Annotated in this window: 11 protein-coding genes; 5 read left to right on the top strand and 6 right to left on the bottom strand. The window is 47.4% G+C overall.

What is annotated here, in order from left to right:
- Positions 1-156: 156 nt before the first annotated feature.
- On the bottom strand, positions 157-780 hold the full coding sequence (locus tag NK638_RS09325; protein WP_274632803.1) for a hypothetical protein: 624 nt from the start codon (positions 778-780) through the stop codon (positions 157-159).
- Between the two features lie 214 nt (positions 781-994).
- Positions 995-2779, bottom strand: a complete 1785-nt coding sequence (gene leuA, locus NK638_RS09320) for a 2-isopropylmalate synthase (protein ID WP_274632802.1) — start codon at positions 2777-2779, stop codon at positions 995-997.
- A gap of 218 nt (positions 2780-2997) precedes the next feature.
- Between leuA and NK638_RS09315 the strand changes: the two genes are divergently transcribed.
- Positions 2998-3486 (top strand): Lrp/AsnC family transcriptional regulator, encoded by a 489-nt coding sequence (locus tag NK638_RS09315; RefSeq protein WP_100749496.1) that lies wholly within the window; start codon positions 2998-3000, stop codon positions 3484-3486.
- A gap of 102 nt (positions 3487-3588) precedes the next feature.
- Here NK638_RS09315 and NK638_RS09310 read toward each other — a convergent pair whose 3' ends face one another.
- The 4 genes from NK638_RS09310 to NK638_RS09295 form a co-directional block, all read right to left on the bottom strand.
- Positions 3589-4908 (bottom strand): ABC1 kinase family protein, encoded by a 1320-nt coding sequence (locus NK638_RS09310; protein WP_274632801.1) that lies wholly within the window; start codon positions 4906-4908, stop codon positions 3589-3591.
- 31 nt (positions 4909-4939) lie between these two features.
- Entirely contained in the window at positions 4940-5743 is an 804-nt protein-coding gene (locus NK638_RS09305) for a HesA/MoeB/ThiF family protein (protein ID WP_274632800.1), read from the bottom strand.
- Between the two features lie 47 nt (positions 5744-5790).
- Positions 5791-6672, bottom strand: a complete 882-nt coding sequence (gene prmC / locus NK638_RS09300; RefSeq protein ID WP_274632799.1) for a peptide chain release factor N(5)-glutamine methyltransferase — start codon at positions 6670-6672, stop codon at positions 5791-5793.
- A 97-nt stretch (positions 6673-6769) separates the two neighbouring features.
- Entirely contained in the window at positions 6770-8602 is a 1833-nt protein-coding gene (locus NK638_RS09295; protein WP_274632798.1) for an AmpG family muropeptide MFS transporter, read from the bottom strand.
- Between the two features lie 502 nt (positions 8603-9104).
- Here NK638_RS09295 and NK638_RS09290 point away from each other — a divergent pair.
- From NK638_RS09290 to NK638_RS09275, 4 genes are all read left to right on the top strand, one after another.
- Positions 9105-10034, top strand: coding sequence for a LysR substrate-binding domain-containing protein (locus tag NK638_RS09290; RefSeq protein ID WP_198336096.1), 930 nt, complete (start codon positions 9105-9107; stop codon positions 10032-10034).
- Between the two features lie 202 nt (positions 10035-10236).
- Entirely contained in the window at positions 10237-12795 is a 2559-nt protein-coding gene (locus NK638_RS09285) for a membrane-bound PQQ-dependent dehydrogenase, glucose/quinate/shikimate family (protein ID WP_274632797.1), read from the top strand.
- A 285-nt stretch (positions 12796-13080) separates the two neighbouring features.
- Complete coding sequence (locus tag NK638_RS09280; protein WP_274632796.1) at positions 13081-14082, top strand: LLM class flavin-dependent oxidoreductase; 1002 nt, start codon at positions 13081-13083, stop codon at positions 14080-14082.
- Positions 14083-14130: 48 nt separating this feature from the next.
- Positions 14131-14283, top strand: a complete 153-nt coding sequence (locus tag NK638_RS09275) for a hypothetical protein (RefSeq protein ID WP_158676725.1) — start codon at positions 14131-14133, stop codon at positions 14281-14283.
- The last annotated feature ends 14 nt before the right edge of the window (positions 14284-14297 follow it).

Raw genomic sequence — 14297 nt, 5'->3', positions numbered from 1 at the left:
CCAAATAAGACATATACAGATAAAGGCAAGGCTACTGATATCAGTTTTATTGGCCCGCTATGTCTACGCCGCTCGATGCTGCGCAAACCCCTTCTAGCAGCGCGATATCGGTATTTAGGTATTTAGGGATTGAACCATATCAGCCTTTATGAGAGCTTACGGCAGGATTCTATGAAAATTCATAAAACATTCGTTACCCTCAGGATCCGCGCACCACTGCATTTGGTTGCCATCATGGTACAAAAACGCAATGAGTGCCTCATCGGTCTGATCAATTTGATTGCCTGAGCAGTCTACTTCGTTATTGTCATAAACAGTCTTGAGGGCGATAATAGGCAGCCCTTCCTCGCGGTGTGTCACCAAGTAACGTCCGTACGTCCACTCCTTACCACTTACCGCCCACATCTCATTGTCCGCACCAAAGTTATACAACTCACGGCATTGATTAGACTTCGCGGTTGAGGCGAGTAAGTTTTGATCGGTGTTTGGCTCAGTCTGTAGGATGCGCTCCTCGCTTTGTGTGAGTATCCCGCCTGCTACGGCACCCTCCTTAATCTTCGGCTCGCTATTCGCTGACGCCAATCTTTTTTTTCGGTCCGCTTGCCGCGCCTGCGCGTCTTTGGTCATCGTGATACTACTGTCCAATTCTATCTCCCACTGCCCCGCGATAGCAGGACTGATATGGGTCGTGATGGTCGGTTTGGTCACGACTTCACCATTGGCAGGCAACGAGGCCAAAATAGAAGCCAAAGTAAATGAAGCAAATGATATAGGTTCCATAATTAACCTTTGATTTATTGTTTTATAGTAGGTGCTATATACATTAGCGTAAGTCTTAGACACCAAAAACACAAGTAACTTTATGCTATCAGTCGTAACGCCACCAGTGCTGCCTATGACTCACACAAAACAACGCCATAGCGCCGCTTGCATGATGCAAAACGCTATGACGTTATAATAACCAATAGTAGGGCTATATCACCCGCTGTGAGGTTTAGGCAGCGACCGCACCGACTGCCTGAGCAAAGGCCGATAGCGCACCTTTTAGCATCGCCGATACCGTACTGCTGCACGTACCGATACCAGAGTACACCTCACCATCGACATTTAACTGAATGTAAGCGGCGGCATTGGCATTGGTTTTATTATCTCGATTGGTATCATCATCGATGCCATGCCCACTATTATGCTGCGGGTTGATTGCATGCTCAGCATAATTGATGATGTGCAATGACTTTCCTGTATGTTGGGCCAGACCATTGATAAAGGACGACAGCGGCCCATTACCAGTACCATCGATGTCGATGATATCGCCATTCATCTGCACTTGACCATTAAAGTAGACCTCGCCGCCTTTATTATTGACACTATAGTCTAATAGCTCAAAGCTGCCTTGCTGGAGATAGGTGTCTTCAAAGGTTTGCAAGATTTCGTCGTTTTGCAATTCGCGCGCCACGCGTTCGGCTTGTTTTTGTACCACACCGCTAAAGTCAATCTGCATCCAGCGCGGCAAATTAAAGCCGTAGTTACGCTGCAAGATATAAGCGACGCCGCCTTTACCCGATTGACTGTTGATACGGACGACATCTTGGTAGCTACGACCAATATGCGCAGGATCAATTGGCAGATAGGCCACATCCCAGATATCGTCCGTCTCGTCTTGATGTCTTTCATTATAATCGAGCGATTTTTTGATGGCGTCTTGGTGCGAGCCACTAAAGGCGGTAAACACCAGCTCACCGACATACGGATGACGCGGATGCAGTGGCAAGTTATTACACTCGCTCACCACCTGTACGATTTCGCTCATGTTGCTAAAATCAAGCTCAGGATCGATACCTTGGCTAAATAAGTTCATGGCCATGACCATGACATCCATGTTACCTGTGCGCTCGCCATTTCCGAGCAACGTGCCCTCGATACGATCGGCACCCGCCAAGACACCGAGCTCTGCGGCTGCCACCGCGCAGCCGCGATCATTGTGCGTATGCAAACTGACCGTCACATGCTCTCTGTGGGTGAGATGGCGACAAAAATACTCAACCTGATCGGCAAAGACATTGGGCATAGAGGCCTCAACCGTGGCGGGTAAGTTTAAAATCACTTCCTGACCATTTTGGGGTTGCCATACTTCACAGACAGCATCGCAGACTTCCACCGCATATTCAGTCTCTGTCTGGCTAAAGCTCTCAGGAGAATACTGAAAGACCCATTCGGTTTCAGGATATTTGGCTGCATAATCTACCAACAGATTGGCCCCAGCGATTGCTATCTCTTTGATCTCGGCTTTGTCTTTACCATAGACTTTTTCGCGTTGGACACGGCTCGTTGAGTTATAAACGTGGACAATCGCCCGCTTAGCGCCCTTCAACGACTCAAAGGTACGAGCGATCAAATGCTCACGCGCCTGTACCAATACTTGTAAGGTAACATCATCAGGCACATGGTTTTCTTCGATAAGTTTGCGGGCAAAATCAAACTCAACCTGCGCGGCCGATGGAAAGCCGATTTCGATCTCTTTAAAACCGACGTCAACCAAAGTCTTAAAAAAGCGCATTTTTTGCTCGATGGTCATCGGATCAATCAGTGCTTGGTTACCATCACGCAGATCCACGCTTGCCCAGATTGGTGCTTTGTCGATTGTTTTGCTCGGCCATGTGCGATCTGGCAGCGCAGGAGCAAACGCAAATGGACGATACTTTTTATAATCAAAAGCAGTGTTTTTTGGGGTGATTTTGGCAGCTGTACTTGTCGCCGTGCGTGTGGCTTGGTCAGACATAATCAATCCTTAGATGATATCAAGGGTTACGGGTTTTACAGGATGGTTGATGATTGGATTTATGTTTATCATACGAGATAACCACTTTTTATGCCATCATAATATCAAAGTTTGTCAGCCGAAAATCAGCTTTCTTTTGTCTTATTTGGTGCTGTTTTGGTGAAAAACTCCGCATTTATCACTATAATTAGTATATTTCACTAATAAGACGGATATTTATGTCAAACAGCTATATTGACAAAGGGTTTTCTGTAGAAATTGACGAGACCGACAGAGCGCTATTACGCTTGCTGCAGACGCAAGCGCGCATGAGTATCACGGAGCTGGCAGAGCAGGTCAATCTCTCGGCGACGCCATGCGCGCGCCGCATCAAGCGCTTAGAAGACACTGGCATCATTACCGGCTACCACACACAAACAGACGCGCAAAAGCTCGGCTACCCGCTTGCCGTCTTTATCGCCATCAGCATGGATCGTCATACTGCCGAGCGTTTTGAGATATTTGAGTCAAAAATTCAAAGCTTTGATGAAGTGGTGAGCTGTAGTATCGTCACCGGTCGCACAGAGGACTATCTGATTAAGGTGCGGGTACGCGATATGGCGCATTATGAAGAGTTTTTATTACATAGGCTGAATCGCATCGAGGGCGTCGCCCAAGTACATACAAGCTTTGAGCTGCGAGAAGTGTTTAGCCGCAATGTGGTTTGACGGCTATATTAGGGTGTGCCGCGCTGGCGACTTGGCTCTAACCAAGGACACGCCCTAGGTATATAGGTGCAATAGATACAACAGGTACAATCATTTGTGATTTTAGCTCACCGTCTGGCCCAGCATCTGTACCCGCTGATCGCTAAACATGTCCATATCGGGCGCAAGCGTACGCATAAAACGATCAAAATACAGCATCTGCTTGGTCAATAAGGCAAAGTCCCGCGGGAAGTGAATACCATGACGTTTGCCAACTTCCACGATCTCTAGCATCATCTGGTTGAGCTCGTCAGCTTGCTCTTTACTATTAAATGGCACACCGCTGGTAAAAGCTTTGTCCTCTGCCATGATGGTCTGTATCATGCGCTGCAAGTCATCGCCCAGTGCGGCGACATCCACCTGATGGCTCTCGTGCGTCATTTCCATATCGACCATATGACGTGCCATCGCTTGATAGTCACTGTCTTGCATGGCCTGCATCATTCCCATACAAGCGCGCCAGCTCTCAGCTTTGAGCCTACCCACGATGCCAAAGTCTAAAAAGCCAATGCGTCCATCGGTCAGCAGCATCAAATTACCCGCATGCAAATCTGCATGGAAACTATTACACAGCATCAAACTGGCAAACCAGGTGTTTAAGGTATCCGCCATCACCTGTGCAGGGTCAGCACAGTACTGACGCATCAGCACTTCATCGACCATTGACACCCCATACAATCGGCTCATGGTCAACACGCGCTTGGTGGTCAGCGCCTCATATACTTTAGGCGCGACCACGCGAGTATTGCCAGATACCGCTAAAAACTGCTGAAAATCTCGAATGTTTTGCGCTTCAGCGATAAAATCCGTCTCGGCCAGCATACGTAACCGAATCTCATCGATGATCGGTGCGATACTGGCAAACTTCATCGATGGCATCAGCAGCTCAAGCAGCTTGGTAACGCCATACAATACGCCCAAATCCGTCTGCATGATGGTCTCGACACCAGGTTTTTGTACCTTGAGCACCACCTCATCACCATTATGTAGACGCGCAGCATGCACTTGGGCGATAGACGCCGACGCCAGCGGTGTCGGGTCGATATGCGCAAACTTATCCTCAAGCGTCATGCTATCCGTTGTCAGCTCTTCATTTAATACCTGCTCGATATAGGTGTACGACAATGGCGTGGTTTGATCCAAACAGCTCTGAAACGCCTTGACATACTCACGCGGAAACAACGATGGCGTGCTGGCGATAAACTGGCCTATCTTGATATAGGTAGTACCAAGCTGCTCAAAGGTTTCTTTTAACAGCCTCGCGTCTGGCTTTTCACCTTTGGCGACTCTGAGCGCCGAGAGACCTGCCACACTTGCAGTTTGACGAACCCGATTGACGACATTGAAGGTGTGTTTTAATAAATGCGGACGATGAATTTTCATAAAAAATAACTTATACCACGATCGATTGAGTTTAGGCATGGGCGCAGACAGGGCACGCTGGGTCTGGACGATAGCCCATCAGCCGCTGCTGCATCTGGCTACCATCCCATATCAGTAGTTTATTTGTCAGTGGATTTTTGGTTAATCCTAGATATTGCAGCGCCGCATTGGCTTGTAGGTTACCCATAATCGCGGTCGTACTTGCCAGCACACCCGAGTTGGCACAGTTTCGCTCATCTGCCTCTGCATCGATGAGCACCGAGCCAAAGACACAATGATAGCAGCCTGTCTGCCGATGCGGCTCATACAAGGCCAGCTGCCCTTGCATGGCGATCGCTGAGGCAGACAATAACGGAAGCTGATAGCGCACACTGATACGATTGATCATATCGCGGGTAGCAAAATTGTCCGTACAGTCCAATAATAAATCAGGCTTACCAGATGCCATGCCCAGTAACTCATAGGCATTGTCTTCGCTCAGCCTTGCCACTGACCCACGCGCCCTTATCAACGGATTGATTTTTCCTAACATCTGGGCGGCTGTCAGAGCTTTGGCTTTGCCGATGTCACTAGGTAAAAACAACGTCTGCCGCTGCAGATTGCTGGCCTCAATCACATCATCATCAATCAAATGGATTTGTCCAAGCCCCGCCCGTACCAGCGTTTCAGAAGCCGGACACCCAAGGCCACCAGCTCCTATCATAACGACGCGCGCTGATTTTAAACGTAACTGAGCATCGACATCCCAGCCCTCTAGCAGTATCTGCCGCGCATAACGCATCAGCTCGCTATCTGATAGCGGCTGTGCCTCTGTCGCCTGCGTCACACCTTTCATCACACTCTTTCACCACGATTTGTTAGAAAAAACATCTAAAAAGCCCTTTATACCAGATGCCCCAGCGTCACCCGATCGTTTTCGCCATAGTCTTGCACCGTCTGTATCGCGCCAAAGCCATGGGACGAGAGTATCTGACGCACCGCCTCACCTTGATCAAATCCGTGCTCTAGCGCCAGTAGCCCGCCTGCACGCAGGTATTTAGGTGCCAGCTGCGTGATATGCTCGATATCAGCCAGACCATAATTAGGCGCACTAAGAGCGCTCATTGGCTCGGCTCTCAAGTGTGCCAAGTGCGCATCTTCCTCATCGATATAAGGCGGGTTTGAGACAATCACATCAAACATCCTGTCGGTCGGCAGCGACTCATACCAACTGCTCTGGATAAAATCAATCTCCCCCACTTCATTGATCAGCGCATTATACTTAGCAACCTCTAGCGCTTCAGGCGAGACATCGAGCGCAACAGTATGCCAATGAGCATATCGCAAGTGGTGCTTTAGCTCATGCGCCAAACTGATCGCGATACAGCCTGAACCAGTGCCTAAGTCCAAAAGATATTTTGGTATAGGATGCTCGTCATTTATCGGCTGCGATTGTATCCATTGTAGTACTTGCTCGACCAATACCTCGGTGTCGGGCCGAGGGATGAGGGTATGCTCATTGACAGTAAAGCTAAGCGACCAAAACGCTTGTTGACCAGTCAGATATGCCAATGGGGTACCAGCCTGCAGTTTTTCGATACCTGCATAAAACTGCGCAAGCTCACTTTCTGTCAGCTGATACTCTTCGTCAGTGATCAAAAACAAGGACGGTTTATCAATGACCGCCAGCAGCCAATCTGTAAACCAAAACGAAGGCAAACGGCTATTGTCAGCCTCATCCGATAGCTGGCGAATGTACTGTTTTAGATGTTTAATACTAGACATTACTACCGCTTATAATTTTCATATATATTCTCAAACGCCGATATTAGGGTTTTCCTTGGTCAATGAAGGCGCGCCCGTACCATTATCATCATTGTCATTAAAGGTTATCATCGTCATTATCATAAATATCATCATTATCACCGATGACGATGTGTTTATCGACAAAATAAATCAGCGCCAAAATTGGAATACCGATGGCAAAGGTAAAAATAAAGAAAAACGGATAACCCATGCTATCGACGATAGAGCCAGAATAGCCGCCCATCACCTTAGGAATCAAGGTCATCAATGAGGAAAAAATCGCATACTGCACAGCCGTAAAACGTATGGACGTCAAAGCAGACAAAAAAGCGATAAACACAGCACTGGCCAGCCCTGCCGCCAAATTATCAAATATCACCGCCATATACATGATAGGCAGGCTGCCTGGATTATACGTCAAAACCACAAACAATAAATTGGTCGCACATGCCAAGATGGCACCAATCATCATGGCATGCATGATACGAAATCGCTGCGCTAACAGTCCACCCAAAAAGCCACCAGCGATGGCCATAATCACCCCAACCAGTTTTACTGCATTGGCGATGTCGGTTTTGCTAAAGCCCATGTCTTGGTAAAACACATTGGATATGACCCCAGCGACGATATCAGAGATACGATACAGGCCGATCAACGCCAGTAGCAAAAGCGCTTTCATACCATAGCGTCTAAAAAAATCAACAATCGGCTCAATCCATGTCGCCATGGCAATTTGTTTGTTAACTAGCCCCGCCTGCACCAGCGCAAAGCCTGCTACTAAAGCGACCGCCAAGCTCATCAATAAATGCAGCGTCTCACTAACAAAGCTGACAAACACCCCGTCAAACGCTGGCAAGAGCTGCCCCGTCAATACATAGGCGGCGATAAATGCCACGACAGCAAAGACAAACAATAAGACCAGTCTGACATAGTCTTCACGCGTCTCGGCCACCAGTGGTGCTTTATTGATGATTTTTGGCTGATTGATAATAAAGTACAGCAGCAGCAAGGGCGCGCAAGCAACCAATGCCAAAAAGTAAAACTTGATACTGGGCAGAGCGATCTGCGGTATCAATGCCACAGGAGTATCGAGCGCCAAGTTAATCAGCATATTGAGTAAATAAACCACACCAAACAACAACCCTGGTATGAGCAGCAACGCTGAATAAATCAAAAAAACCTTTAAATTGCGATGTTGTTTGTTGCTTTGCAATATCTCAGCGGTCGGCTCATAGCTGGCAAACGTCGTCAAGATACCTAATGTCATAACCCCTGCCATAATATAATAGGTATTGCGCCATGCTTCATAACTATAAAAAGCCTCCGTCGAGCCAAAATAGTCCGCCAAGTACAGCGCACCTGCCCCAGCGACAATCATACCGATACGGTAGCCTGACACATAAATAGAAGACAAAATCGACTGCATAGACGGCGGTGCCAGCTCAATACGATAGGCATCAATGACGATATCTTGGGTGGCTGACGAAAAACCCAGCAACACCGCCGCACCTGCCATATAAATCAGCACATCTTCACTGACAGGATTGACGGTCGCCATCAAAAAGATCGCCAATACGATAAGCAGCTGCGACACCACCATCCAGCTGCGACGCCGTCCCAGCCACTTGGTCAAAAAAGGCACCGGCAGCGCATCAATCAAAGGCGCCCAAATAAACTTAAACGAGTAACCAAGTGCCGCCCAGCTAAACATCGTCACCACGCTGCGATCTATGCCCGCTTCTCTTAGCCATAACGACAGACTAGAAAATATCAGTAAGATAGGAATACCGGCTGAAAACCCCAAAAACAGCATCACAATGACACGCGAGTCCAAATAAGCCTTGGCGGCCTCGCCCCATGATTTTTTTGCACTCGGTTGATTGGGTGGCACAGATTTGACAGCAGACATAATAACTCACCAGCACTTAGGACAGATAACACACCATCATACAGCACCACACGCGCATTGGGCTTGTATGACGATAGTCGTAATAACAAAATTGAATTATGGTACTTGAGAACGCTGACCTTGACTAGATATTTTTGTATGGGCTGGCAAGTAAATCGAATATTGAGGCTTTATGTTGTCCCTTTATCAATCACTGTATCCCTTTACCGCTTCTACCTTACTTTATTGTTAATCATATTTCTTATTCAACGCCATGTCTTGCTTCTTTAAACAGTTCTTTATCGCAAATACGGTATGACAGCTAATAATGTGACGAAAATTTATATATTCACAACCTATGTTTACAGCATATATTCATAATTATCATAATTTGATAGCCATTTATTATATACAAGAATAATAACTTTGTTTTACACTAGGCCGTATTCGTACGTTTTCATTTTTATATACAAGCATTTTATATACAGGCAGGGTCTGTGTATTTATACAATAGGATTTAGTTATGGCAATCGACGTAGTGGTCAATCAGCGACATCTACAAATTCAGCTTAAGCAGTTGGAAACGGTGTGGCACACGGTGATTAATGGCTATAACTTAAGCCAGGCTGCGACCGTACTACACACCAGTCAATCGAGCTTATCCAAACATATTGCCGCGCTCGAAAACCAGCTCAAGACCGAAGTATTTATCCGTCAAGGCAAACGGCTGACTGGGCTGACGGCGATGGGTACGGCGCTGATGCCGCATATTGAGTCTATCTTTGCTGAAATCCGCACCATCGAAAACCTAAGTCTGGATTTTAATAATCCAAATATCGGTACTTTGACAATTGCCACCACGCACACGCAAGCCAGATACGTACTGCCAAAAGTGGTCAAAGAGTTCAAAGAGCGATTTCCAAAAGTCAACTTGATCTTGCAGCAAGCGGATCCTGAGACCATCGCGCAGATGGTCATTCGTGGGCAGGCCGATATTGGTATTGCAACGGAGTCATTGCTCCATAATAACTACCTACGCTGTTATCGTTATTATGACTGGACACACCGCGTCATCGTACCAAGCGATCATGAGCTTGCAGGCTTAGAGTCCATTGATCTGCCGACGCTGGCCAGCTATCCGATTGTGACTTACCATGGCGGCTTTACCGGTCGCGGCGCTATCGACAAGACCTTTAACAATGCTGGTCTTGAGCCTGATATCGTTTTGGCCGCGCTCGATGCCGACGTGATTAGCACTTACGTGGGTCTAGGACTGGGCATTGGGATCATCGCCGAGATGGCGTTTGAGCCCAGTCACTATCAAAACCTAACCGCCATCCCCGTCGATCATTTTGGACGGTTTACCAGTTGGATGGCAGTACGCGATGATGCTGAGATTCGCCAATATGGCCGCGCCTTTATGGAGCTGTGTCAGAAACAATTTGACAACTAAACAAAGCGGCTAGAGCGTCTGTCCTACCTTACGCCACCTTTACCGAGCTTATGCATAAGTGATAAAATACAGTCTCAAACGTTATTCAACGTTTGAGACTGTATTTTATTTCTGCATGTATTGCTGGACGCCTAGACATTGATTTGTACTGGATGTCGACCACTGCATGTCTATTTGCTTCTATGTACAGGTGATACCGCTCATGGAAAAACTCGTAGCGATCATTATGGCAGTCTTTGCCGCCCCTTTGCTTATTGGCGGCGCTTATCTGCTCTCTTTAGGCGGTAGTCCTTACTATCTTTTTGCTGGCGCAGCGATGCTTGCGACCGCTTTTTTGTTGTTCAAAAAACACTGGAGCGCTTACGGGGTGTACGCGATATTTATCGTTGTGACACTAGTATGGTCGCTTTGGGAATCTGGATTTTATTGGTGGGCGCTGGCAACTCGCTTGGGTTTCCCACTAATATTTGGTTTATTAATGCTTTTACCGTGGGTCTCTAAGAAGATGCACGGGAAACACGCTCAAGTAACAACCACAAACAACACTAAGAAAAGTCCTCTTTATTATTGGGGACTAATGGCCAGTGTGGTTGTGGGCGCACTGCTCTCTTTTGGTAGTATGGCCAATAATGCCACCGACAAATTGGGCGAGCTCGATTTAACTGCCAAAGATGACGGCGGTCAAAATGCCACTTCTACCAACCTTGGCGACCCATTATCCACTGGTGAGCAAACACCAGATGGTGAGTGGAGCGCCTATGGCCGTACTGATTATGGACAACGCTACTCTCCTTTGACTCAAATCAACACAGAGAATGTCAAAGATTTGGAGCTGGCGTGGCAAATCCAAACCGGTGATGTCAAAGGTCCTAATGATGTTGGCGAAACCACTTATCAAGCAACCCCACTAAAGATCGGCAACGCTCTTTATATGTGTACGCCGCACAACTGGGTGCTAGCATTAGATGCCGACTCTGGTGAGACTCTATGGAAGTTCGATCCTAAGGTTGGCGAAAACCTCCAACGTCAGCACCAAACTTGCCGCGGTGTCTCTTATTACGCTGGTCAAGCTAGTACAAACAGCACTACGCCAGCAGCTAATGCTAGTACCGAGACAGCTAGCAATAGCGCCGTCAGTGACACCACTGATAATAACGTAGTAGCGGCTAATAAACCGGCTACGACTGGCGATACATTGGTGCAAAAAATTGCTGGGAATACCTTTGAAAATCCTTCCAAACAATGCGATGCCAAGATCTTTATCCCAACTTCTGATGCCAAGCTATATGCCCTCGATCCAAAAACAGGACAACGCTGTCAAGACTTTGGTGAAGATGGCGCATTAGATTTGATGCACAACATGCCGTTCCAGCAAGCAGGCTACTACTACTCAACGTCTGCCCCAGTGGTTGCAGGTGGCGTTATTATTGTCGCTGGTGCTGTTAACGACAACTACGATGTAAACTCACCCTCTGGTGTGATCCGTGCTTATGACGTGAATACTGGCGAGCTTATGTGGAACTGGGACTCAGGTGATCCTGACAACACAGCCCCTTTTGATGTCAATGATCCAACTCAAGTCTATCGCACCAGCTCGCCAAACTCATGGTCGACTGCTAGTGCTGATGAAGAGCTTGGCTTGGCCTACTTCCCAATGGGCAATCGCACGCCCGATCAGCTCGGTAGTTATCGTAATGCTGCTGAAGAAAAGTATGCAACCTCTGTGGTCGCACTAGATCTGAAAACTGGTGAAGCGCGCTGGGTACAGCAGTTTGTCCATCATGACCTTTGGGATATGGACACGCCTGCGCAGCCAACACTGCTTGACTTAGATACCGCTGATGGTGTCCAGCCTGCATTGGTGGTACCGACTAAACAAGGCGATGTTTATGTCTTGAACCGTGCCACAGGCGAACCTATTGTACCTATCAAAGAACGTGATGCACCACAAGGCCATCTCATTGCTGGTGAACATGCATCGCCTACACAGCCTTACTCTGGTCTAAGCTTTGCGCCTGAGAAACTGACTGAAAAAGATATGTGGGGCGCAAGTCTCATCGATCAGATGATGTGCCGTATTGAGTTCAACAAACTCAACTACGACGGTCGTTACACGCCACCATCAACCAACGGTACGTTAGTCTATCCTGGTAACTTTGGTACCTTTAACTGGGGCGGACTCGCTGTTGATCCTGAAAATGGCGTGATGTTCGGTATGCCAACTTACCTTGCCTTTACATCAAAACTCATCCCTAAAGACACACTTGGCGATGTTGAGACCAATAAAGGTGAACAAGGTGTGAATGCCAACGAAGGCGCAGACTATGCGGTAGAAATGGGACCATTCTTATCACCACTTGGTGTACCTTGCCAGCAGCCACCATGGGGCACTATCGCAGGTGCTGATCTGGCCACAGGCGAGATTGCTTATCAGCGCAAAAACGGTACCGTACAGGACTTATCTCCTATTCCAATCAAGTTTGAATTGGGAGTACCTGGTATTGGTGGACCTATCATCACTAAAGGTGGCGTCGCATTCTTGTCAGCCGCAACAGAAAACAACTTCCGTGCTTATGATCTAAAGAATGGCGATGTCCTATGGAATGTACGTATTCCAGCAGGTGGTCAGGCTACACCTATGACCTACTTGAACTCTAAAGGTGAGCAGATGGTGGTATTGGTAGCTGGTGGACATGGTTCAGTAGGTACGAAGATTGGTGATTATGTGGTCGCTTATAAGCTTGGCGACCAAGCTAAATAATCGGTCTAAGTGATCGACTGCAATAACCACTCAGTTAAATAACGTCATTTTGAGAAAGCAGGTAACTTAGGTTGCCTGCTTTTTTATGTGCTGACGCTTTTTATTATACGTTTCTTTTTATGATAATAGACTTATTTATCAACGGATGCTGTTGCTCACCAAGTGCCTAAATCATCGATAACCTGTCTTTGTTATGATTTATTGCTACTCTGTAACACCGCTTGAAATCGATAGTGGTGACAAGCATATCAAGAGAAAATAATTAATCACTCTACTGGATAATTTATGAATAACAAAATCCCTTTATCGTTTTTGGATCTCGCCCCCGTACCCGAAGGTAAAACCGTCGCTGACGGTATCGCCCAAACCGTGGCAACCGCTCAGCAAGCAGAAAAAGTCGGTCTCAACCGCTACTGGATGGCAGAGCATCACAACATGCCAGGTATCGCCAGTGCCGCCACCTCGGTGCTACTCTCACATATCGGTAGCCAGACCAGCCGTATCCGTATCGGTGCAGGCGGTGTGATGCTGCCCAACCATGCCCCGCTGGTCATCGCTGAACAGTTTGGCACCTTACAAGCGCTTTATGGCGATCGAATTGATCTCGGTTTGGGCCGCGCCCCTGGTACTGATGGCGCGACGTTTCAGGCACTGCGCCGCCAAATGAAAGACGCCGAGCGTTTTCCACAAGATGTACAAGAACTGATGTACTTCTTGGGCAATGATACAGATGGCAGCCCAGTACAGGCATTCCCTGGCGCCAAGTCTAATGTGCCCATTTGGATCTTAGGCTCATCACTGTTTGGCGCGACATTAGCGGCGCACTTAGGCTTGCCGTATGTGTTTGCCTCACATTTTGCACCGCAAATGCTAGCGCAGGCGACTAATACCTATCGCGAGCAGTTCAAGCCGTCTGCCTATTTAGATAAGCCTTATGTCATGCTGGCGGCAAATCTATTACTCGCTGATGATGATGCCACCGCACAGTACCACTTTACCTCGGCACAGCAGAGCTTTGTACGTTTGCGCCGTGGTGAGACAGGTCAAATGCCAAAACCCACTCATGATATGGATAGTATCTGGAGTGAGGCTGAAAAAATGATGGTGGATAATGCGCTGTCAGTATCGTTTATTGGCTCGGTTGAGACAGTCAAACCAAAGCTTGCGCAGTTTTTGGCACAATATGAGCCAGATGAGCTAATCGTCACGGCCAACATCTATGATCAAGCAGCGCGTTTGCGTTCACTTGAACTTACACCTGAGCTAAATTTGTTTACTTTACAATAAGATGGGACGCTTGCATAATTATTGATAAACCACTATGAGATCATACTTATGGAACCCTCTGCTTTTATTGGTTCATCGATATTTTTGTACATTGCAGCATTTATTGCCGTGATGGTCGTTGGCGGTTATCTGACGTATCGCACCAGCCCCAAACGTAAGCAACGTCGAGAAGAAAAGCGTAACCGAGACAATATAAATTGACATTACCCCCCCCC

The sequence above is a fragment of the Psychrobacter sp. A3 genome (genome assembly GCF_028823565.1).
GTDB classification, from domain to species: Bacteria; Pseudomonadota; Gammaproteobacteria; order Pseudomonadales; family Moraxellaceae; genus Psychrobacter; species Psychrobacter celer.
This window is presented reverse-complemented; position numbering and strand designations above follow the sequence as displayed.